The following is a 19,553-nucleotide window of genomic DNA, read 5'->3' on the forward strand; positions in this document are numbered from 1 at the left end:
AACATGACTGTCGCAATCGATGGCGAGAAACTGATGGGGCTGGTCTACCAGGCTGTGGACGAGGTGGGGGCGACGCTGAACGCGGCGCTGGTGGTGATGGGCGACCGGCTCGGTTACTACCAGGCACTCGCCGATCACGGGCCGGCGACACCGGGACAGCTGGCCGAGCGAACCGACACCGACGAGCACTACACGCGTGAGTGGCTGAACGCGCAGGCCGCAGGGGGCTACGTCGAGTACGACCCGAGCACCGGGCACTACACACTGCCGCCGGAGCAGACCGTGGCGCTGACCGATCCCAGTAGCCCGGCGTACCTGCCCGGCTTCTTCCAGATCGCGCTGGGCACCGTGCAGCACACCACACAGACGATCGAGGCGGCCCGCAGCGGCGCCGGGATCGGGTGGCACGAGCACACGTCAGACGTGCATGTCGGGTGCGAGCGGTTCTTCCGGCCGTCGTACAACGCGAACCTGCTGACCAGTTGGCTGCCTGCGCTCGAAGGTGTGGTCGACAAGCTTGAGCGGGGCGGGAAGGTGGCGGACATCGGCTGCGGCCACGGGTCCTCGACGATCCTGATGGCGCAGGCGTTCCCGCGGTCCGAGTTCGTCGGCTCGGACTACCACCAGGAGTCGATCGAGACGGCCCGGCTGCGGGCGGCCGAGGCCGGTCTGCGGATCAGCTTCGAAGCTGCACCGGCGGACGGCTTCAGCGGGTCCGGGTACGACCTGGTGACGACGTTCGACGCGCTGCACGACATGGGCGACCCGGTCGGCGCGGCCCGCCACGTGCGGGAGGCGCTCGCACCGGACGGCACCTGGATGGTGGTGGAGCCGATGGCCGGCGACAAGGTGGAGGACAACCTCAACCCGGTCGGCCGAGCGTACTACGGCTTCTCGACCCTGCTGTGCACTCCTGGATCCCTCTCCCAGCCGGTCGGACTCGCACTGGGCACCCAGGCCGGTCCGGCACGCATCCGGGACGTCACGACGGCGGCCGGGTTCACCAGGTTCCGCACGGTCGCGCAGACGCCGTTCAACCTGGTGTACGAGGTACGGCCCTGAGACATTGAGGGCAAAGGGGGCAGAGCGATGACTCAGAGACCTGCGCTGACACCTGATCTGCAGGGGACGGTGGAGCGTGACGGGGTGACGATCGGCTACGCCGTGCACGGCACGGAGGGACCGGCAGTCTTGCTGTTGCCGACGTGGTCGATCGTGCCGTCCCGCATGTGGAAGGCGCAGGTCCCCTATCTGTCCCGGCGCTACCGGGTGATCACCTTCGACGGACGCGGCTCCGGGCGGTCCGACCGACCGGTAGGCCCGGACGCGTACAACGACTCCCAGTTCGTCGCGGACGCACTCGCCGTACTGGATGCGACCGAGACCGAGTCCTGCGTGCTGGTGGGGTTCTCCCGGGGCTGTCCTTGGGCGTTGCAGCTGGCCCTGGAGCAGCCGGAGCGCGTGCTGGGGATCGTGTGCATCGGTCCGGCGACCAGGCTGGCGCCGAAGCTGGAGGAGCGGACGCAGTGGACGTTCCACCAGCGCCACGAGAGCACTGAGGGCTGGGCGAAGTACAACCGGTACCACTGGCTCGAGGGCGGGTACGACGACTTCCTCGAGTACTTCTTCGCGCAGCTGTTCAACGAGCCGCACTCCACCAAGCAGATCGAGGACTGCATCGGTTGGGGAGGGGAGATCGGCCCCGAGCGGCTGGTGGACACCGAGCTTGCCCGGGAGGTCCACCAGCCGCCGGAGCTGCTCACCAAGGTGACCTGCCCGGTGCTGGTGATCCACGGGGAGCAGGACGCCATCCGGCCGCACCTCGAGGGTGTGATGCTGGCCGAGGCGACCGGCGGCTCACTGGTGACGGTCGAGGGCGGTGGCCACGCGCCACACGCCCGCGACCCGGTCATGGTCAACCGGCTGCTGCGCGACTTCATCGACCGCGTTGCGCCACGACCAGTACGGCGTACCTGGGTCCGGGCGATGAGTCGGCCGAAGCGCGCGCTCTACCTGTCGTCGCCGATCGGACTCGGCCATGCCCGCAGGGACCTGGCGATCGCACAGGAACTGCGCACGCACCACCCGGACCTGCAGATCGACTGGCTGGCACAGCACCCGGTGACCCGGGTGCTCGACGACGCTGGCGAGACCGTCCACCCGGCGTCGTCATACCTGTGCAACGAGTCCACGCACATCGAGTACGACGCCGGCGAGCACGACCTGCACGCGTTCCAGACGATCCGGCGGATGGACGAGGTCCTGGTCGCGAACTTCCTCACCTTCGCCGACGTCGTGGCCGAGCGCCCGTACGACCTGGTGATCGGGGACGAGGCGTGGGAGGTGGACTACTTCCTGCACGAGAACCCGGAGCTGAAGCGATTCGCGTATGCCTGGATGACGGACTTCGTCGGCTGGCTGCCGATGCCGGACGGCGGCGACCGCGAGGTCCGGCTGACCGCGGACTACAACGCCGAGATGATCGAGCACCGGGCCCGGTTCGGCCGGGTGCGGGACCGGTCGGTGTTCGTCGGCGACCCGGACGACATCGTCGACGCCTCGTTCGGGCCGGGGCTGCCCGGGATCCGCGAGTGGACCGAACGCAACTTCGACTTCGCCGGCTACGTCACCGGGTTCGTCCCCGAACGAGTCGACCGGACGACGCTCGGCTATCCCGCGGACGGTCTGCTCTGCGTGGTGACGGTCGGCGGATCCGGGGTCGGATCCTCGTTGCTTCACCGCGTGCTCGACTCGATCCCGGCGGCGCGACGTCTGGTGCCCGAACTGAACTTCGTGGTCGTCACCGGCCCACGGATCGACCCCAACAGCCTCCCGTCGATCCCAGGCGCGACGCTGCGCGGCTACCTACCGGACCTGCACCGGCACCTGGCCGCCGCGGACCTCGCCATCACCCAGGGCGGCCTCACCACCTGCATGGAGCTCACCGCCGCCCGCGTGCCGTTCATCTACGTCCCACTCCAGCACCACTTCGAGCAGAACTTCCACGTAGCCGCCCGCCTGGACCGCTACAACGCCGGCCACCGCCTCACCTACGCCGAGGCGTCCGACCCGACCCACCTGGCCGAGACCATCGCCAAGGCCCTCAACACCGAACCCGACTACCGTCCGGTCGAGTCCGACGGCGCCGCCCGAGCCGCCCGCCTACTCGCCGACCTGCTCTGAGCGCTTGACAGACATTTAACCACCTCACGCTGCCGGCGATGACCAAGCACGTCGGCGTGCTCGTCGACGCCGGGCTGGTGACCCGGCGGAAGGTCGGCCGGACAGTCGTGTGCACGATCCGGCCGGAGGCGTTCGGCGAGGTCCAGGAGTGGCTCGGCGACCTCACGACGTACTGGAACAGCACGGTCGACCGGCTCGAGGAACTGCTGCGAGGAGGCGGGGATGGGACCTGACATCCGGATCGAACGGGTGCTTCCGGCAACCATTCGGAGGGTGTACGACGCTTGGACCCGGGCGGAGCTGCTCACGCAATGGTACTGCCCGAACCCGGACCTGGGACTGAAGGTCCAGGCCGACGTGCAGGTCGGCGGTGAGTACGTGGTGGAGATGGGGCGGCACGTCGTCCGTGGCACCTATCTCGAGGTGGAACCGCCGTACCGGCTCGCCTTCAGCTGGAATCGCCTGGGCTGGGAGCCCGAGCTCGACCGGCTGGCTGGGCTGTTGAGCGCTCAGCAGGTACGGTGACGCGCTCGCCTGGCGGACGCCACCATAATCGGCTCGCGTGTGCGGGTCACAGTTGGTTAGCGTGGGTGCGTACGCCTGACGGTTTGAAGGAGACGGTATGAGCGACAAGTCCAGCGAGCCGGCGGACGATCTGCAGAAGAAGTTCCGTGAAGCGCTCGAGAAGAAGAACGCCCACCACAACGCGCACCCGGGCTCCGGGTCGCGGCGTGAGGGTGTCGGCGAGGCGCACAACGACAAGCAGAGGCGCCAGTTCCGGCGCAAGTCCGGCAGCTGATCCCGCCAACTGTCCATCCATCCGCCTGAGCCCCGGGTCACCGCCCGGGGCTCGACTCATTCCGGAGCAGCTGTCTCACCCTGCCGAAAACCCCCGGTGGCCTGGGGCCGGCGCTGTTAGGTTCGAGCCGACGAAAGGGGAACTTCGTGGTGGTCAGCGGTGAGGCGATGCTCGGAATCGCACTGGTCGAGCTCGGCCTGGTGCTCACTCCCGGGCCGAACATGATCTACCTCGTGTCGCGATCGGTCGCGCAGGGCCGCCGCGCCGGGCTGATCTCGCTGGCAGGCGTCGGCGTCGGCTTCACGGTCTACCTGCTCGCCGCGAGCGCGGGGCTGGCGACGCTGTTCGCGCTCGTCCCCGAGATCTACCTGACGCTGAAGCTCGCGGGCGCGGCGTACCTGCTGTGGCTCGCCTGGAACGCGTTCCGCCCCGGCGGGAGCTCGGCCTTCGCGACCCAGGAACTGGAGCCCGATCGGCCGCGGAGGCTGTTCGGGATGGGCCTGCTCACCTGCCTGCTGAACCCGAAGATCGCGATCCTCTACATCTCGCTGCTGCCCCAGTTCGTCGACCCGTCGCGCGGCCACCTCGGCACCCAGAGCATGATTCTCGGCCTGGTCCAGACCGCCGTCGGCGTCGCCGTGAACGCGATCTTCGTGATCACCGCCGGCGCGGTCGCCATCTTCCTGTCCCGCCGCCCGACCTGGATGCGCATCCACCGCTACCTCACCGGCACCGCCCTCGCCTTCTTCGCCATCCGCCTGGTCACCGACCGCGCCCGCCCCCTCGCCACCCACTGATCGACCAAATGGGCGTGCCGATGCATCCTGGACAGCTGGACGTGACGACTGATCTGGTGGCTCGGCTTGTCCGGTCGCAGTTCCCGGTGTGGAGCGAGCTGCCGGTCAGGCCGGTGCGGTCGCACGGGACGGTGAACGCGCTGTTCCGGATCGGCGACGGGCTGGTCGCGCGGTTCCCGATCCAGCCGGGTGACGCGGCCGCGACCCGGAAGGACCTCGAGGAGGAAGCCGAGGCCGCACGCCGGCTGCACGCGATCTCGCCGTACCCGACTCCGGAGCCCGTCGAGCTGGGCGAGCCCGGCGAGGGGCACCCGTTGCCGTGGGCTGTCTACACCTGGCTCCCGGGAACGATCGCGTACGACGCCGACGTCGCCGGCTCGATCGGGTTCGCCGAGGATCTGGCCACGTTCGTGCGTGCGCTGCGCGCCGTACCGACCGAGGGGCGCGTGTTCACCGGCTCGTGGCGGGGCGGCGTACTGACGACTCAAGACGACGACGTCGCCGAGGGGCTGGAGCGCAGCCGCGGGATGATCGACGTCGACGCGCTCGGGCGGCTCTGGGCCGACCTGCGGACGACGCCGCGCACCGAGCCGGACGTGTGGGCGCACCGCGACCTGATGCCCGGCAACCTGCTCGCGTCCGACGGCCGGCTGGCCGGGGTCATCGACGTCGGCACGTTCACCGTCGCGGATCCGGCCATCGACCTCGCCCCGGCCTGGAACCTGCTGGACACCGACGCCCGGTCGGCGTTCCGATCGGTGCTCGGCAGCGACGACGACGAGTGGCGCCGGGGCATGGGTTGGTCGTTCGCCCAGGCCATCGGATGCCTCTGGTACTACGTGGAGACCAACCCGGTGATGTCCCGCACCGCCCACCACACGCTGACGGCGCTGCTCACCGCCACGAGCTGACGAACACGAACTCCTTGCCGGGCCGGTCCGGCGCCTCCCGTACGTCGTCGACCGCGAACCCGGCCGCCTTCAGGGAGTCCTCCACCTCCGACCGCTCGCGGAACCACAAGGTCGAGTCCGACGTCAGCACCGCGCCGTCCGCCCCGAACACGAAGGTGCCGCGGAACGACACGTACGGCGGCTTCACCTCGACGAGGTCGGTCCAGTGCTCGACCTGGCCAACGCCGGGAACGTCCGTCACGCCGTACGTCTGCTCGCGGGTCCACTCCTCCCACCCGCGCCGCGCGGGATCCCGCGTCTCGAACACGAACCGCCCGCCCGGCCGTAGCGCTTGGTGTATCCCGCGCAGGGTCGCCGCCCAGGCCTCGTCGGTGAGGAACACCTGCGCGACGTTCCCCGTCATCACCGCCAGGTCCGCCTCGAGCGGCGGCAGCGTGGTCGCGTCACCGTGGATCCACCGCACCCGGTCGGCGAACTCCTTGCCCTTGGCAACTTCCAGCGACGCCTCGGCCGGGTCGACTCCCACCACCTCGACGCCGAGTCGCGCCAGCCAGCAGGCCAGTTCGCCGGTCCCGCAGCCGACATCCAGCACCCGCCGCGCGCCGAACTCTTCCACCATCGCGACGTAGTGCTCCAGATCCCCGCGATCCGGATCCAGCGCGTCGTAGATCCGAGCCAACCGGGGCACCCCGAAAATCGCATCGACCATCCCCCGACCCTAGGTGGGAGCCCGGGGCCGGGGCGACGCATTTTCAGGACGCAGCGACTGTGTGGAGCAGCTGTTCCAGCGACTGACAGGTCATCGGGCGGGCCAGCAGATCGGTCGACTCGCGTTCGGCGAAGTGCGCGCGGTCGGGGTCGACGGGGTCGATGGCTTCGCAGATCGTGTTGTAGGTCCAGTTCAGCCAACTGGTCACCGCGGTGGCGAACGAGGCCATGGTCAGGTCCGGCCAGCGGCCGGCGGTGTGGAGGTAGCCGTCGCGGAACGCCGCGACGGCGTTAGGGTTGAGCGCCGGACGGAAGGTCCAGTGGGTGAGAGCCCAGGCGACTTCGAGCTCCGGCGTGAGCGAGCCGGCGAAGTCCCACTCGGTGACGACCAGCTCGTCCTTGTGGCTGAGGCGGACGTGCTCTGGGTTCAGGACCTGATTGCAGAGGATGAGGTCCCCTTCGACGTCCGCCGGGATCGTCTGCAGCTCCCGGAACGTCGGGAGGAGCTCGGCGAGCCGCCCGGCCCAGGGCTTGCCGGCCGCGCGAGCGCGGTCGAGCAGTTCCTTCCACTCGGCGTCCGGACGGCGCCAGGTGACGTACGGGTGCGGGGGCGTGTCACTGGGGATGGCCAGCGAGTGCAGAGTGCCGAAGATCTCGCCGACCCCGCGGGCGACAGCGGCCGGCGTCGGGCTCACCGGTGACGGACCGACCTCGATCCACTCGTGAACCCGCCAGTTGTCGCCTTCCACCGTCTCGATCAGCCGGCCTTCGGGACTGCGTACCGGAGTCGGCGCGGTGATCCCGGCGGCCACCGCCGCATCGCGAAGCTTCGACCCCAGCTCGGCCTGATCGGCCGTGATCCACGGGTAGACGGTGACTGCCAACCATCGCCCTCGGTCCGTGCTGATCGACCAGCACCGCCCCATCAAACTGAACGAAACCGCCGCCGCTTGTCCGGTGACCCGGCCCAGCCCGAACGCGCTTGCCAACGCCTCAGCCAGCCCATCAGGTACGACGGGAGCCTGGGCGGCCCGCCGTTCGGCCTCGGCCTTCAACTCGGCCCAGTCACGCAGCCCGTACTCGACCGCCAACGTTCGCTGTGCCTGCGCCAGCGACGCGCTCGGATCCGACTCCCGCAGCGCAACCAGCAGATCCTTCGCCTGCTTCCGCAGAAACCCCAGACTCGGGCTGTCCGGCAAATGTCTCATGACAGATCCTCCCGGACCCGGACTCGCACAGGCCCCAAGAGAAAACCACCCTCCAGGGTGGCTTCCAGCCTTCCGGCGAGTCTCGACGCAGCCCCAACCACGCCCCCCGGACGCTACCCGACCCCACAACCCTAGGTCCACCCACCACCGACTGGAACCGGAACTCCAGTAAGTCGCCGCCCACCTCGACGGTCAGGCCGTCCTCGATCCCTCAACGGTCTACAGTCAGGCCGTCCTCGATCCACCGACGGTCTACAGTCAGGCCGTGCTCGATCCTTCGACGGTCTTCGACGGCTCCGACCCCTTCGCCGAACCGGTCACGGACGACGTCCTGCGGGCGGTCGAGGCTGAACTCGGGCACCGACTGCCCGCCGCCTACGTGGCCTTGGCCCGCCGACACAATGGCGGTTTCCTGGCCCGCGACGCCCACCCTGCGCCCAGCCGGACCACCTGGGCCGAGGACCATGTCGGCGTGGTCTCGCTGGCCGCCATCGGTCGAACGGCAAACTTCAGTCTGTGCGGTGAGGCGGGGAGTGCGTTCTGGGTCGCGGAATGGGGCTACCCCGATCTCGGAATCTACATCGCCGACTGCCCCTCGGCGGGCCACGACATGGTCGCCCTCGACTACCGCGCACCAGGCGAGCCGGCAGTCGTGCACGTGGATCAGGAATGGGATTACAGGATCACGGTCCTCGCGCCCAACTTCGAGACCTTCATGGCCGGCCTCGTCGACGAGACCCACTACGACAACCAAGAACCCTGACCCGCGCCCCTTGGGCTACACGTTGAAGCGGAATTCGACTACGTCGCCGTCCTGCATGGTGTAGTCCTTGCCTTCCATGCGGACTTTGCCGGCGGAGCGGGCGGCGGTCATGGCGCCGGCTTCGACGAGGTCGTCGTACGAGACGATCTCGGCCTTGATGAAGCCGCGCTGGAAGTCGGTGTGGATGACGCCGGCGGCCTCGGGGGCGGTGGCGCCGCGCTTGATGGTCCAGGCGCGGGCTTCCTTCGGGCCGGCGGTGAGGTACGTCTGCAGGCCGAGCGTCTCGAAACCGACCCGCGCCAGCACGTCCAGCCCCGGCTCGTCGATGCCCATCTCGGCGAGCATCTCGCGGGCCTCGTCCTCGTCGCCGAGCTCGACCAGCTCCGCCTCGAACTTCGCGTCCAGGAAGATCGCCTCGGCCGGCGCGACCAGGTCCCGCATCTGCTGCTTCAGCGGCTCGTCCGCGAGCTCGTCGGCGTCGCAGTTGAAGACGTACAGGTACGGCTTGGCCGTCATCAGCATCAGCTCGCGGATGGCGTCCCGGTCCACGTCGCTGGCGATGATCGGCGTCCCGGCCTCGAGGTGCTTCTGCGCGGCCCGGACCGCCTCGAGCACGACGGCGCTCTCCTTCTTCAGCCGGGCTTCCTTCTCGAGCCGCGGGATCGCCTTCTCGACGGTCTGCAGGTCGGCCAGGATCAGCTCGGTCTGGATGGTGGAGATGTCGTCGGCCGGCGACACCTTGCCGTCGACGTGGGTGACGTCGTCGTCGCGGAACACCCGGGTGACCTGGCAGATCGCGTCCGACTCGCGAATGTGGCTGAGGAACTTGTTGCCCAGGCCCTCGCCCTCGGACGCGCCGCGGACGATCCCGGCGATGTCGACGAACTGCACCGTGGCGGGAATCACCTTCGCGGAGCTGAACAGCTCGGCCAGCTTGCCCAGCCGCGCATCCGGCACACCGACCACGCCGACGTTCGGCTCGATCGTCGCGAACGGGTAGTTCGCCGCGAGCACGTCGTTCTTGGTCAGTGCGTTGAACAGGGTGGACTTGCCCGCGTTGGGGAGCCCGACGATTCCGATGGTGAGTGCCACGGGCGTCAAGGGTACGCGGCCAACCCCGCCGCACCCCAATCCGCGGCCCGCCGGTCAGATCAGGAACGCCTCGAGCTCCGCGCCGTACCAGCGGCTGGTCCGGCCCAGCGACCGCATGCCCAGGCGCTGGCAGACCGCCAGGGAGGCGGCGTTGTCGGGGCGGACCACCGCGTAGATCACGTCCAGGCCGCCCTTGAACCCGTGCGTGATCGCGCCGCGGGCCGCCTCCGTCGCCAGGCCGCGGCCCCAGGCGTCGGGGTGGAAGTGCCAGCCCACCTCGACCTCGCCCTTGTGCTCGGTCCCGTCGGACGGATCGGGCAGCGGGACGAGCAGCACGGTCCCCGCGACCGTGGCCGTCGAGCGCTCCTCCACCGCCCAGACGCCATACACCCGGTCCTGGTTGCGGTCGTTCCAGCGCGCGATCGCCTGGGCGGCGGCGTCGCGGGCCGTCATCACTCGGGGCTCGGCGCCGAGCCAGCGCGAGACCTCCCAGCGCCGGTAGATGTCGAACACGCGGTCCTCGTCGGTGTCCACCCAGTCGCGCACCACGAGCCGTTCCGTCTCGTAGACCACCTTCGGATCCATCCGGCACCTCCCGCATCCCTTGCCGATCATGTATCCGTCCGAACCAGCCGAGAGCAAGCGACGTCTCCAGTCTGTGACCAGTTGGGGAGATCGCGCCGCCTTTCGACCACGCTTCGTGACCGGATGCCTGCAATTTCTGCGTTTCGGCTGGCTGGAGGCGGTCTCCTGCCTCTTCCCGGTCTGCCTGTTCGCCGGCCTCGCCGTGTCCAAGTACGTCGACCTGATCCCCCGGTACGACGCTCTGCTCATCTACTGCGTCGGCCTGACACTGCTGTTCTGGGTGGTCGGGCTGGAGACGTGGCGCGAGGTCGCGGTGATCTTCGGGTTCCACCTGGTCGGGCTCGGGCTGGAGCTGTTCAAGGTGCAGGTCGGGTCGTGGCAGTACCCGGGTGAGGCGTTCACCAAGATCGGTGGCGTGCCGCTGTTCGCCGGGTTCATGTACGCCGCGGTCGGCAGCTACATCTGCCAGGCCTGGCGGCGGCTCGACCTGCGCGTGAGCGGTTACCGGCCGCTGCTGACCACCGTCCTCGCGGCGCTCGCGGTCTCGTTCGGGCTGATCGGCTTCTTCCTGTGGGTCGCGGAGAACTTCGGGACCTTAATGGACGCGTGGAACTACCCGGACCAGGTGGACGTCTGGCGGCTCGTGCATCCGGCGAAGTTCGGCGCGTGGGCGCTGCTGGTGAGCATGAGCTTCGTCCTGGTCGCGAGTGTGAAGTCGCTGGAGGGCAGGCTCTACCACCGCGGCGCACCGGCCACCGTTGCGACGCCGCGGGCGACCGACGTCAACGCAGCTGAGATCTCACCGCAACACGAGAACGCCAACCAGACCAGGTGACCGGGCGTCTTCTCAGGTGTCCGGCACAGCGGCTCGAAGCCGCGCTGTGAGGGCTCCTCAGGGGGAGCGACCGGGGTACATCCGCCTGATCTGCAAGGGGTGCGTCATGTCGCGCAGGTTCGCCACGTTCGTCGCCACCGGTACGGCGCTGGCCGTTCTCGTCGTCGGTGCTCTGGTCGCCATTGCCCTGGGCAAAGGCCAGCCGCCCAAGCCCGCCGTCGCGTCGACCTCCTCGTCGACAACACCGTCTGCGACACCGACGAAGACACCCAACGTGAACGCGCCCGTCTCGCCGCACAAGCCGGTGCCGAACCCGACCGCTGCGCTTGCCGCAGGCAACAAGAAGGTGCTCTTCCTGACCTTCGACGACGGTCCGGACCCGGTCTGGACACCGAAGATCCTGCAGGTGCTGGCCAAGCACGGCGCCAACGCGACGTTCTTCGAGCTCGGCAGCATGCAGGCGGCCCACCCGGGACTGCGTGAGCAAGTGCTTGCCGCTGGCAACACGATCGGCAGCCACTCGATCACCCATCCGCAGCTGACCGCGATGTCCGCCACCAAACGGCACCACGAGATCTTCGACGGACCCCACTCGACCTGCTTCCGCCCGCCGTACGGCGCCACGAACGCGAAGGTCCGCGCCGACATCAAGGCGGCCGGGATGGTGCAGGTGCTCTGGGACGTCGATCCGCGCGACTGGGCCCGGCCGGGCACGCAGGCGATCGTCCACAACGTCCTGACGCACGCCCACCGGGGCAACATCGTCCTGATGCACGACGGCGGCGGGGACCGCTCGCAGACAGTTGCCGCTCTCGACACGATGCTCCCCCTCCTGAAGGCGCAGGGCTACTCGTTCCCCGCGATGGACTGCTGACGTCGAGTCTTGCTCGCGGATCCGGAACGCACCCGGCACTGAGCACGCATTCTTTCGGCATTCTTCCGGCACTCTGCGGGAGTTGGGCGGAAACTGTCGGCGGCGTTCGGCACTATCTGTCACATGACCGGTACGACGGTGTTGTTGATGCTGCTGTTCCTCCTCGTGGGGTTGCTCCTCGGGGCTGTGTTCGGCGTGCTCTGGGTGCGCGGGCGGGACGGCGCCCTGCTCGCGCGGGTGACGGCCGAGCGGGATGCCGCTGAGGATCGCGTCGTCGATTTGACCCAGGAGAGGACGACGGTCGGCCAGCAGATGGGCGGCCAGGCCGTGGTGAAAGAGGCGCTGGATCGCCTGCACGCGCAGCTGAATCAACTGGAGCAAGGACGCGCGGCCTGGCAGAGCCAGCTTCATCAACAGGTCAACGAGGTGCGGATGAGCGGCGAGGCGCTCCGCCGGGAAACGGCCTCCTTGTCGACGGCGCTTCGAAAACCGCAGGTGCGGGGGCGCTGGGGTGAGTTGCATCTTCGCCGTACGGTCGAGCTGGCCGGCATGGTCGCGCACTGCGACTTCACCGAGCAGACGACGACCGTCGGCGAGGACGGGCTGCTGCGGCCGGACCTCGTGGTGAGACTTGCCGAGGGCAAGAATCTGGTCGTCGACTCGAAGGTGCCGCTGGCCGCATTCCTCGAGGCGGCCGAGTCGGACGACGCCGCCTTCCGCGAGGACCGGCTGCGCGCGCACGCCCGGCACCTGCGAACACATGTGGATCAGCTCGCGTCGAAGGCGTACTGGACGCGACTGTCGCCATCGCCGGAGTTCGTCATCCTGTTCGTGCCCGGCGAGTCGTTCCTGTCCGCGGCGCTCGACGTCGAGCCGAGCCTGCTCGAGTACGGCGCTGAGCGGCGGGTGATCCTGGCGACGCCGACCACGCTGATCGCCACCTTGCGCGCGGCGGCGTACGCGTGGAACCAGTCGGCGCTGACCGAGTCCGCGCAGCAGGTGTTCGAGCTCGGTCGCGAGCTGTACGAGCGGCTCAGCACGATGGGCGACCACCTGAGCCGGGTCGGCCGGTCGCTGACGTCTGCGGTGGAGGCGTACAACGGCACGGTCGGGTCGTTCGAGCGCCGGGTCTTCATCACTGCGCGGAAGCTCCGGGACCTGCACGTCACCGAGGCCGAGCTCACGGCGATGGAGTCGATCGAGGCCTCGGTCCGCCCGCTGACTGCTCCGGAGTTCCTGGCGCTGGAGGACCCCGACCCGATGCGGAAGTGGCCTCCGACCCAAGCCGGCTGACCATTCCCAGCCCGGCTGACCATTTGCACCTGTCGGAAAGCCGACAGCGGCGGGCCATTGACAGCGGTGGTGGCGGCGCGAAACGGTGAGAGCGCTCTCACACGCCCCCTGTGAGGAGGAACAGTGCGCATCAAACTTCATCTGCTGGCGATCGCCGTGGCCGCGGCGAGCATTGCCGGCGTTCTGACCGCCACGAACGACAGTCCGGCGGCGGCCGTTCCCGCGACCATCCCGCTGAAGATCACCAACAACTCGGGCCGCGCGGATCCGGTCTACGTCTACAACCTGGGCACCAACCTGGCCACCGGACAGCAAGGCTGGGCCGATGCTGCGGGCAACTTCCACGCCTGGCCGGCCGGCGGTAATCCGCCGACGCCCGCGCCCGACGCCTCGATCGCCGGACCGGCGAACGGGCAGTCGCTCACCATCCGGATGCCGAAGTTCTCCGGCCGGGTGTACTTCTCCTACGGCCAGAAGCTCGTCTTCAAGCTCACGACGGGCGGCCTGGTGCAGCCCGCCGTACAGAACCCGAGCGACCCGAACCGCAACATCCTGTTCAACTGGTCCGAGTACACGCTCAACGACGCGGGCCTGTGGATCAACAGCACCCAGGTCGACATGTTCTCCGCGCCGTACGCCGTCGGCGTGCAACTCGCCAACGGGACCGACAAGTACACCGGCCACCTGAAACCCGGCGGCTACAACCGTGTCCTCAACGCGCTCCGCGGCCAGCCCGGCGGCTGGGCCAACCTGGTCCAGACAGCACCGGACGGCAGCGTCCTGCGCGCGCTGTCCCCGCTGTACGGCGTCGAGACCGGCGCGCTCCCGGCGAACGCGATGGACGACTACGTGAACCGGGTCTGGTCCAAGTACAGCTCGGAGACGCTGACGGTCACGCCGTTCGGCGACCAGCCGAGCATCAAGTACTTCGGCCGCGTCTCCGGCAACGCCATGAACTTCACCAACAGCTCGGGCGCGGTCGTCACGTCGTTCCAGAAACCCGACTCGGCCAGCATCTTCGGCTGCTTCAAGTTGCTCGACGCACCGAACGACCAGATCCGCGGCCCGATCTCCCGCACCCTGTGCGCCGGCTACAACCGTTCCACGCTGCTGACGAACCCGAACCAGCCCGACCCGAACAACGCCGGCTTCTACCTCGACGGCGTCACCAACCACTACGCCCGCCACATCCACGCCCAGATGGCCGACGGGAAGGCCTACGCGTTCGCCTTCGACGATGTCGGCGCCCACGAGTCCCTCGTGCACGACGGCAACCCCCAGCAGGCCTACCTCACCTTCGATCCCTTCAACTGAAGGACCGCCCCGGACCACCGCACCGCACCCGGCAGCCCCGGTCGCGGTGCGGTGGTCTGTCGTGAGGTCTTGACGAATCGAATGGTTAGTGGCAACTTACCGTTCGTGGGGACTTACGGAATGGTCGGCGCCGTGCTGGATGCCCTGGGGGATCCGACGCGGCGGGCGATCCTGGAGACGCTGCGGCAGGGTGGGCCGAGCTCGGTCGGCGGGTTGGCCGAGCGGGTGCCGGTCAGCCGGCCGGCGATCTCCCAGCATCTGAAAGTGCTCGGGGCAGTGGGCCTGGTGAGTCACGAGTCGCGGGGCACGCGGAACATCTACCGCATCGACCGGACCGGCCTGGACGAGCTGCGCGGCTGGCTCGACCAGTTCTGGGGCGACGCCCTCGAGGCGTACGCGGATCACATCCGCCGGACCGAGGGACGGCGTACCGAGGAGGAGACATGAACATCCAGCAGGAGCTCGCGCCGTTGGTGAAGAAGGTCGTGGTGCCGGTCGGGCCGGAGCGGGCGTTCGAGGTGTTCGCGGCCGAGATGTCGCAGTGGTGGCCGTTGCTGACGCACTCGATCGCAGAGGACAAGGCCCGCGAGGTGCGGCTGGAGGGCGCCGTCGGCGGCCGGATCGTCGAGTACGGCGACGACGGCGAGATCGGCTCGTGGGGCACCGTGTCCGACTGGGATCCGCCCAAGTCGGTCAGCTTCACCTGGCACCCCGGGTCCGACCCACAGCAGGCCGGCCACGTGACCGTCACCTTCACTGCAGTTGCCGACGGCACCGAGGTGGTCCTGACCCACACCGGTTGGGAGCGCCGCCCGGACGGCGTACGCGCCCGCGCGGGCTACGACATCGGCTGGGATCGCGTCCTCAGCCTGTACGCCGCCGGCGCCCGCTAATGCTGGATCAGGCCGCCGACTGGGACGTGCGCGACGTGACCGGTCGGCGGGTTGGTCTGAGAAAGCGTCAGGCCTACGTCGACCAACGATGAGCGGCGAAGGGTGGGAACGTCGGCGAGCGGGGTCCAGGCGGAGTCGGGGGTTTCGTCGTTCGGCTCCGGGCGGAGGTCGCCGCCGGTGATTCGGACCTGGTAGTAGATGCCGATGTTCTGGTGCTCGATGCCGGCACGGGCCTCAGCGGAGGGGATCACCCGCGAGTCGACTCCCAGCAGGCGCTCCACGACGGCGGTGTAGCCGGTCTCCTCGGCGACCTCCCGGACCACGGTGTCGAACGGGTCCTCCGCGTGCTCGACCCGGCCACCTGGCAGCGTCCAGTTCTCCGACCTGTAGTGGGCGAGCAGCACCCGACCGTCCACGATGCAGACCGCGTACGCCGCGAGGCGGAAGCTTCCTTGCGAGCTCATCGGATCATCCTGGCCCACGCGATGGTCGACGTGGAAAGGGGTTACGGCCGATAGTGGGCGGATGACGAAAGCTCCGGTGAATGCTCGCGGATTGGAGGCTGCGCTGCGGCCTCATGGGGAGTCGGTGATGTTGCCGCAGGAGGCGTACACGGACCCCGACGTACTCGCGTGGGAGCGGCGGCACTTCTTCGCCGGGAGCTGGACCTGTCTCGGGCGAGTGGACGAGTTGTCGGCAGGTACGACGCAGCGGGCGCTGACCGTGGGCGACGTCGGGGTGGTGCTGACGTTCGGCGATCGGCCGCGGGCATTCGCCAACACCTGCAGGCATCGCGGGCATGAGCTGCTGCCCTGCGACGAGTCGAGCGATCGGCGGGCGGTGGTCTGCCCGTACCACGGGTGGTCGTACGAGCTCGACGGCGCGGTGAAGGCTGCGCCGCGGATGGGCGAGACGTTCGACGCGGCGCCGTACAAGCTCGTCGAGTTGCCGGCTGAGGTGTGGCACGGGTGGCTGTTCGTGAACGCGACGGGTACGGCGGGCCCGTTCGCCGAGCACCTCGGCGGGATCACCGAGCTGGTCGCGCCGTATCGGCCCGAGGCCCTGGAGCTCAAGGCGCGGCATCGGTACGACGTCGCGTCCAACTGGAAGACGATCGTCGAGAACTACCACGAGTGCTACCACTGCCCGCTCATCCACCCCGAGCTGTGCAAGGTGTCGCCGCCGACGTCGGGCGACAACTGGAACCTGCCGGGCGCGTGGGTCGGCGGCCTGATGGACCTGCGACCGGATGCCGAGACGATGTCGCTCGACGGGCGGTCGCGCGGGGTGCCGCTGCCCGGAGTGGATCCGCGGCGGGTGAACTACCTCGGGCTGTTCCCGAACCTGCTGATCTCGCTGCATCCCGACTACGTGATGACGCACCGGCTCAAGCCGCGCGCGCCCGGGGTGACTGCAATCGAGTGTTCCTGGTACTTCCCGGCCGAGGTGACGGACCCGTCGTACGCCGTGGAGTTCTGGGACGTCACCAACCGCGAGGACTGGGCTGCGTGCGAGTCCGTGCAGCGCGGGGCGGAGTCGCCGCACTTCCGGCCCGGCCCGCTCGCGCCCGCCGAGGACGCCGTCTACCAGTGGGTGACGATGATCGCCCGGGGGTACCTGGGGAAGCCGCTCAGCACCTGACATTCTTTCTCGCGCAACCGCTCAACCTTTGCTCCCGGCCGGGGCATCTCAGGTCTGACCGAGTTGCACAAGGTCGTGTCTGGTGATTCCGCGCCGTCGCGAGCAGGTGCTCGGTGCGGTAGCTCGGCGCGCTGGAGCGAAGGTCTCGATGTGGTTTCATCGTGGCCTTTGCTCCAGGGCGGCGAGGTGCCGTGCCGAGTGCCGCGCAGTAGGCGGGGAATCACCAGACACGGCCAGGATAGGGGTTGGGATGGATCCAGGACGGGACTGCGAGTTCGCCGAGTTCGTGGACGGGCGGTTCACCGCGTTGCAGCGGTTCGGGTACTTGCTGACCGGGGAGTGGCATCTGGCCGAGGATCTGGTGCAGACCTCGCTGACCAAGGTGTGGTTCCACCGAAGCTCGTTGCGCAGCGGCAACGCGTTGGAGAGTTACACCCGGACGGTGATGGTGAACACCAGCACCCAGTGGTGGCGGCGGAAGTGGCGGGGCGAGACACCGACCGAGCAGCTGCCCGAGTCGCAGGGCCGGGAGGAGTACAGCGCAGTCGACGACCGCGACCTGTTGTTGCGGGCACTCGCGACGCTCCCCCGCCGTACCCGGGCGACGCTGGTGCTGCGGTACTTCGAGGACCTGCCGGAAGCCGAGATCGCCCAGATCATGGGCTGCTCGGTCGGCACCGTGAAGTCCAACGTCTCCCGCGGCCTCGCCAAGCTCCGTGAACACGCACTGATCACCGCACTTCCCACCCCGGTCCAGAAGGAGGGCTGACCATGACCGACGATCTCAAGCACAAGTTCGAGCAGCTCGTCGCCGATCCGCCACCGCCGAGCGGGGTGCCGAGCGAGACCGTGTTCGCCCGGGTCCGTTCGGTACGGCGTCGCCGTACCGCCGGCGTAGTGACACTGGCCGCGGCCGCCGTGGTCGCCGTCACCGTTGCCGCCGGCAACCTCACCGACATCAACAGCAGCCCGCCGGTGGCCAACACCCCGAGCGCGCCGGCCACGGTGGTCGCGACGCCGACCATCGTCAACACACCGAAGCCGTTCCAATCGAAGACAGTGGGTCCCTCGGGAACTCCCAAACCTGGGAGCGGTGTCACCACAGGAGCCAAAGCCACCGGTACCAGGACCACGACGACCCCGCCTGCCGCGCCGCCGACCAGTGTCGACGTCAAGCTGGACCCGACCATCAACGGCCGGACCGTCACCATCGATGTCACGGTGTCCGGGACGGTGATCAGGCCGATCACTTCGGAGGGACAGCAACTGCCCGCCGACACGTCGTTCCTCAACCTGTCCGGCGGCACGAACTACACGTGGGGCGACGGCCAGCTCCCGGGCGGGTCGGACGGCGGTGCGGTGACGTGCGAGAACGCGAAGAAGCGGACCACCGGCCGCGAGACCTACCGGATCGACACCCACACCTACACGAAGCCGGGCACCTACACCTTCCGCTACACGGTGGGGTACTGCGGCAACGACGGGCCGTTCGACACCAGCAAGACCATCAAGCTGGTGATCAAATAGTCCAGGCGTGGTCCGAGGTGCCGGTGGTCGGCAGGCCGGCCGCCTTGAGGTCACTGCGGAGCTCGCGAGGCAGGGCGAACGTCAGGCTCTCCTCGGCCGTGGTGACCTCCTGGACCTCGGCGTACCCGCGCTCGGCCAGCCAGCGCAGGACGTCGCGGACCAGCACCTCGGGCACGCTCGCGCCGCTGCTGACGCCGACCGAGTCGACACCCTCCAGCCAGGCCTCGTCGATCTCGGCGGCGTAGTCGACCAGGTGGCCGGCCTTCGCGCCGTGCTCGAGGGCGACCTCGACCAGGCGCACCGAGTTCGAGGAGTTGCGGGAGCCGACCACGATCATCAGGTCGGCCTCCGCGGCCAGTTTCTTGACCGCGGCCTGGCGGTTCTGGGTCGCGTAGCAGATGTCGTCACTGGGCGGGTCCTGCAGCTTCGGGAACCGCTCGCGGAGCCGCCGCACGGTCTCCATCGTCTCGTCGACGGACAGCGTGGTCTGGGACAGCCAGACCACCTTCTCGGGGTCGCGGACCGTCACGTTCGGCACATCGCCCGGGCCGTCGACGAGGTGGACGTGGTCCGGCGCCTCGCCGCTGGTGCCGATGACCTCCTCGTGGCCCTCGTGGCCGATCAGCAGGATGTCGTAGTCGGTGGCGGCGAACCGCTTGGCCTCGTGGTGGACCTTGGTCACCAGCGGGCAGGTCGCGTCGATCGTCTTCAGCTGTCGCGCGGCCGCCTCCTGGTGGACCACCGGGGCGACGCCGTGCGCGGAGAAGATCACCGTCGCGCCCTCGGGCACCTCGTCGGTCTCGTCGACGAAGATCGCGCCACGCGCCTGCAGGGTCTGCACGACGTGCTTGTTGTGCACGATCTCCTTGCGCACGTAGACCGGCGGCCCGTACAGGTCGAGGGCCTTCTCCACGGCCACCACCGCCCGGTCCACGCCGGCGCAGTACCCACGCGGCGCAGCGAGCAGCACCCGCTTGGTCTTCACCGCGGTCGTGGAAGTGTTCTCAGGCTGGGCAGTCACGCCCCCATGGTACGGGCCGGATCACGCAGCACCCGAGTCACCCGGTTTTGTGACCAGCATCACCGAGCTCGCGTCGAGGAGCCGTCCGCCCTGTCCGGACGGCTCCCCC

General features: G+C 68.9%; 23 protein-coding genes. 17 read left to right on the top strand and 6 right to left on the bottom strand.

Annotated elements, in window-relative coordinates:
• The first annotated feature begins 3 nt into the window (after positions 1 to 3).
• The 7 genes from ACIBGM_RS21305 to ACIBGM_RS21335 all read left to right on the top strand — a co-directional run bounded on the left by ACIBGM_RS21305 (position 4) and on the right by ACIBGM_RS21335 (position 5,690).
• On the top strand, positions 4 to 1,062 hold the full coding sequence (locus ACIBGM_RS21305) for a class I SAM-dependent methyltransferase (protein WP_396386531.1): 1,059 nt from the start codon (positions 4 to 6) through the stop codon (positions 1,060 to 1,062).
• Between the two features lie 27 nt (positions 1,063 to 1,089).
• A complete protein-coding gene (locus tag ACIBGM_RS21310; RefSeq protein ID WP_396386532.1) occupies positions 1,090 to 3,183 on the top strand; it encodes an alpha/beta fold hydrolase in 2,094 nt (697 codons plus the stop codon).
• 38 nt (positions 3,184 to 3,221) lie between these two features.
• A complete protein-coding gene (locus ACIBGM_RS21315; protein WP_396386533.1) occupies positions 3,222 to 3,416 on the top strand; it encodes an ArsR/SmtB family transcription factor in 195 nt (64 codons plus the stop codon).
• Positions 3,406 to 3,708: an SRPBCC domain-containing protein gene (locus ACIBGM_RS21320; RefSeq protein ID WP_396386534.1), complete on the top strand. Its 303-nt coding sequence runs from the start codon at positions 3,406 to 3,408 to the stop codon at positions 3,706 to 3,708. Before ACIBGM_RS21315 ends, ACIBGM_RS21320 begins: the two co-directional genes overlap by 11 nt.
• A gap of 97 nt (positions 3,709 to 3,805) precedes the next feature.
• Positions 3,806 to 3,982: a DUF5302 domain-containing protein gene (locus ACIBGM_RS21325; protein ID WP_360525921.1), complete on the top strand. Its 177-nt coding sequence runs from the start codon at positions 3,806 to 3,808 to the stop codon at positions 3,980 to 3,982.
• A gap of 146 nt (positions 3,983 to 4,128) precedes the next feature.
• Positions 4,129 to 4,779, top strand: coding sequence for a LysE family translocator (locus tag ACIBGM_RS21330; RefSeq protein ID WP_396386535.1), 651 nt, complete (start codon positions 4,129 to 4,131; stop codon positions 4,777 to 4,779).
• A gap of 41 nt (positions 4,780 to 4,820) precedes the next feature.
• A complete protein-coding gene (locus tag ACIBGM_RS21335; RefSeq protein WP_396386536.1) occupies positions 4,821 to 5,690 on the top strand; it encodes an aminoglycoside phosphotransferase family protein in 870 nt (289 codons plus the stop codon).
• Here the strand turns inward: ACIBGM_RS21335 and ACIBGM_RS21340 are convergent.
• Both ACIBGM_RS21340 and ACIBGM_RS21345 read right to left on the bottom strand, forming a co-directional pair.
• Positions 5,674 to 6,399 (bottom strand): class I SAM-dependent methyltransferase, encoded by a 726-nt coding sequence (locus ACIBGM_RS21340; protein WP_396386537.1) that lies wholly within the window; start codon positions 6,397 to 6,399, stop codon positions 5,674 to 5,676. The two genes, ACIBGM_RS21335 and ACIBGM_RS21340, sit on opposite strands and share 17 nt — an antisense overlap.
• Positions 6,400 to 6,442: 43 nt before the next feature.
• A complete protein-coding gene (locus ACIBGM_RS21345; RefSeq protein WP_396386538.1) occupies positions 6,443 to 7,606 on the bottom strand; it encodes a phosphotransferase enzyme family protein in 1,164 nt (387 codons plus the stop codon).
• A 265-nt stretch (positions 7,607 to 7,871) separates the two neighbouring features.
• Between ACIBGM_RS21345 and ACIBGM_RS21350 the strand changes: the two genes are divergently transcribed.
• Entirely contained in the window at positions 7,872 to 8,369 is a 498-nt protein-coding gene (locus ACIBGM_RS21350; protein ID WP_396386539.1) for an SMI1/KNR4 family protein, read from the top strand.
• Positions 8,370 to 8,384: 15 nt separating this feature from the next.
• Here the strand turns inward: ACIBGM_RS21350 and ychF are convergent, their stop codons facing one another.
• Positions 8,385 to 9,461 (bottom strand): redox-regulated ATPase YchF, encoded by a 1,077-nt coding sequence (gene ychF / locus ACIBGM_RS21355; RefSeq protein WP_396386540.1) that lies wholly within the window; start codon positions 9,459 to 9,461, stop codon positions 8,385 to 8,387.
• 54 nt (positions 9,462 to 9,515) lie between these two features.
• Complete coding sequence (locus ACIBGM_RS21360) at positions 9,516 to 10,046, bottom strand: GNAT family N-acetyltransferase (protein WP_360525938.1); 531 nt, start codon at positions 10,044 to 10,046, stop codon at positions 9,516 to 9,518.
• A gap of 115 nt (positions 10,047 to 10,161) precedes the next feature.
• Between ACIBGM_RS21360 and ACIBGM_RS21365 the strand changes: the two genes are divergently transcribed.
• From ACIBGM_RS21365 to ACIBGM_RS21390, 6 genes are all read left to right on the top strand, one after another.
• Entirely contained in the window at positions 10,162 to 10,881 is a 720-nt protein-coding gene (locus tag ACIBGM_RS21365) for a DUF817 family protein (protein WP_396386541.1), read from the top strand.
• A gap of 106 nt (positions 10,882 to 10,987) precedes the next feature.
• The gene (locus ACIBGM_RS21370; protein ID WP_360525943.1) at positions 10,988 to 11,755 is read left to right on the top strand and encodes a polysaccharide deacetylase family protein; all 768 of its coding nucleotides are present in this window, start codon (positions 10,988 to 10,990) and stop codon (positions 11,753 to 11,755) included.
• Between the two features lie 123 nt (positions 11,756 to 11,878).
• Positions 11,879 to 13,048 (top strand): DNA recombination protein RmuC, encoded by a 1,170-nt coding sequence (locus tag ACIBGM_RS21375; RefSeq protein ID WP_396386542.1) that lies wholly within the window; start codon positions 11,879 to 11,881, stop codon positions 13,046 to 13,048.
• Positions 13,049 to 13,171: 123 nt separating this feature from the next.
• Positions 13,172 to 14,362, top strand: a complete 1,191-nt coding sequence (locus ACIBGM_RS21380) for a glycoside hydrolase family 64 protein (RefSeq protein WP_396386543.1) — start codon at positions 13,172 to 13,174, stop codon at positions 14,360 to 14,362.
• A 105-nt stretch (positions 14,363 to 14,467) separates the two neighbouring features.
• Positions 14,468 to 14,809, top strand: a complete 342-nt coding sequence (locus ACIBGM_RS21385) for a metalloregulator ArsR/SmtB family transcription factor (RefSeq protein ID WP_360525952.1) — start codon at positions 14,468 to 14,470, stop codon at positions 14,807 to 14,809.
• Entirely contained in the window at positions 14,806 to 15,255 is a 450-nt protein-coding gene (locus ACIBGM_RS21390; protein WP_396386544.1) for an SRPBCC domain-containing protein, read from the top strand. The genes ACIBGM_RS21385 and ACIBGM_RS21390 overlap by 4 nt, the downstream gene beginning before the upstream one ends.
• Here ACIBGM_RS21390 and ACIBGM_RS21395 read toward each other — a convergent pair.
• Positions 15,252 to 15,719, bottom strand: coding sequence for an NUDIX hydrolase (locus tag ACIBGM_RS21395; RefSeq protein WP_396386545.1), 468 nt, complete (start codon positions 15,717 to 15,719; stop codon positions 15,252 to 15,254). The genes ACIBGM_RS21390 and ACIBGM_RS21395 overlap by 4 nt on opposite strands.
• A gap of 61 nt (positions 15,720 to 15,780) precedes the next feature.
• Between ACIBGM_RS21395 and ACIBGM_RS21400 the strand changes: the two genes are divergently transcribed.
• From ACIBGM_RS21400 to ACIBGM_RS21410, 3 genes are all read left to right on the top strand, one after another.
• Complete coding sequence (locus ACIBGM_RS21400) at positions 15,781 to 16,896, top strand: aromatic ring-hydroxylating dioxygenase subunit alpha (RefSeq protein WP_396386546.1); 1,116 nt, start codon at positions 15,781 to 15,783, stop codon at positions 16,894 to 16,896.
• A 250-nt stretch (positions 16,897 to 17,146) separates the two neighbouring features.
• Positions 17,147 to 17,665, top strand: coding sequence for a SigE family RNA polymerase sigma factor (locus ACIBGM_RS21405; protein ID WP_396386547.1), 519 nt, complete (start codon positions 17,147 to 17,149; stop codon positions 17,663 to 17,665).
• A gap of 2 nt (positions 17,666 to 17,667) precedes the next feature.
• Positions 17,668 to 18,423 carry a hypothetical protein gene (locus ACIBGM_RS21410; protein ID WP_396386548.1) on the top strand — a complete coding sequence of 252 codons (756 nt, stop codon included), beginning with the start codon at positions 17,668 to 17,670 and terminating at the stop codon, positions 18,421 to 18,423.
• On the opposite strand, the gene ACIBGM_RS21415 is transcribed toward ACIBGM_RS21410, so the two are convergent.
• Complete coding sequence (locus ACIBGM_RS21415; protein WP_396386549.1) at positions 18,416 to 19,444, bottom strand: 4-hydroxy-3-methylbut-2-enyl diphosphate reductase; 1,029 nt, start codon at positions 19,442 to 19,444, stop codon at positions 18,416 to 18,418. The two genes, ACIBGM_RS21410 and ACIBGM_RS21415, sit on opposite strands and share 8 nt — an antisense overlap.
• Positions 19,445 to 19,553 lie beyond the last annotated feature (109 nt).

The sequence above is a fragment of the Kribbella sp. NPDC050470 genome (genome assembly GCF_044458365.1).
GTDB lineage: Bacteria > Actinomycetota > Actinomycetes > Propionibacteriales > Kribbellaceae > Kribbella.

Excerpts from the sequence above, each read along its gene's own strand:
- ACIBGM_RS21370 (WP_360525943.1), top strand. The coding sequence starts at position 10,988 with ATGTCGCGCAGGTTCGCCACGTTCGTCGCCACCGGTACGGCGCTGGCC.
- ACIBGM_RS21375 (WP_396386542.1), top strand. The coding sequence starts at position 11,879 with ATGACCGGTACGACGGTGTTGTTGATGCTGCTGTTCCTCCTCGTGGGG.
- ACIBGM_RS21405 (WP_396386547.1), top strand. The coding sequence starts at position 17,147 with ATGGATCCAGGACGGGACTGCGAGTTCGCCGAGTTCGTGGACGGGCGG.
- ACIBGM_RS21410 (WP_396386548.1), top strand. The coding sequence starts at position 17,668 with ATGACCGACGATCTCAAGCACAAGTTCGAGCAGCTCGTCGCCGATCCG.
- ACIBGM_RS21345 (WP_396386538.1), bottom strand. The coding sequence starts at position 7,606 with ATGAGACATTTGCCGGACAGCCCGAGTCTGGGGTTTCTGCGGAAGCAG.
- ACIBGM_RS21360 (WP_360525938.1), bottom strand. The coding sequence starts at position 10,046 with ATGGATCCGAAGGTGGTCTACGAGACGGAACGGCTCGTGGTGCGCGAC.
- ACIBGM_RS21320 (WP_396386534.1), top strand. The coding sequence starts at position 3,406 with ATGGGACCTGACATCCGGATCGAACGGGTGCTTCCGGCAACCATTCGG.
- ACIBGM_RS21315 (WP_396386533.1), top strand. The coding sequence starts at position 3,222 with ATGACCAAGCACGTCGGCGTGCTCGTCGACGCCGGGCTGGTGACCCGG.
- ACIBGM_RS21390 (WP_396386544.1), top strand. The coding sequence starts at position 14,806 with ATGAACATCCAGCAGGAGCTCGCGCCGTTGGTGAAGAAGGTCGTGGTG.
- ACIBGM_RS21305 (WP_396386531.1), top strand. The coding sequence starts at position 4 with ATGACTGTCGCAATCGATGGCGAGAAACTGATGGGGCTGGTCTACCAG.
- ACIBGM_RS21340 (WP_396386537.1), bottom strand. The coding sequence starts at position 6,399 with ATGGTCGATGCGATTTTCGGGGTGCCCCGGTTGGCTCGGATCTACGAC.
- ACIBGM_RS21400 (WP_396386546.1), top strand. The coding sequence starts at position 15,781 with ATGACGAAAGCTCCGGTGAATGCTCGCGGATTGGAGGCTGCGCTGCGG.
- ACIBGM_RS21325 (WP_360525921.1), top strand. The coding sequence starts at position 3,806 with ATGAGCGACAAGTCCAGCGAGCCGGCGGACGATCTGCAGAAGAAGTTC.
- ACIBGM_RS21310 (WP_396386532.1), top strand. The coding sequence starts at position 1,090 with ATGACTCAGAGACCTGCGCTGACACCTGATCTGCAGGGGACGGTGGAG.
- ACIBGM_RS21395 (WP_396386545.1), bottom strand. The coding sequence starts at position 15,719 with ATGAGCTCGCAAGGAAGCTTCCGCCTCGCGGCGTACGCGGTCTGCATC.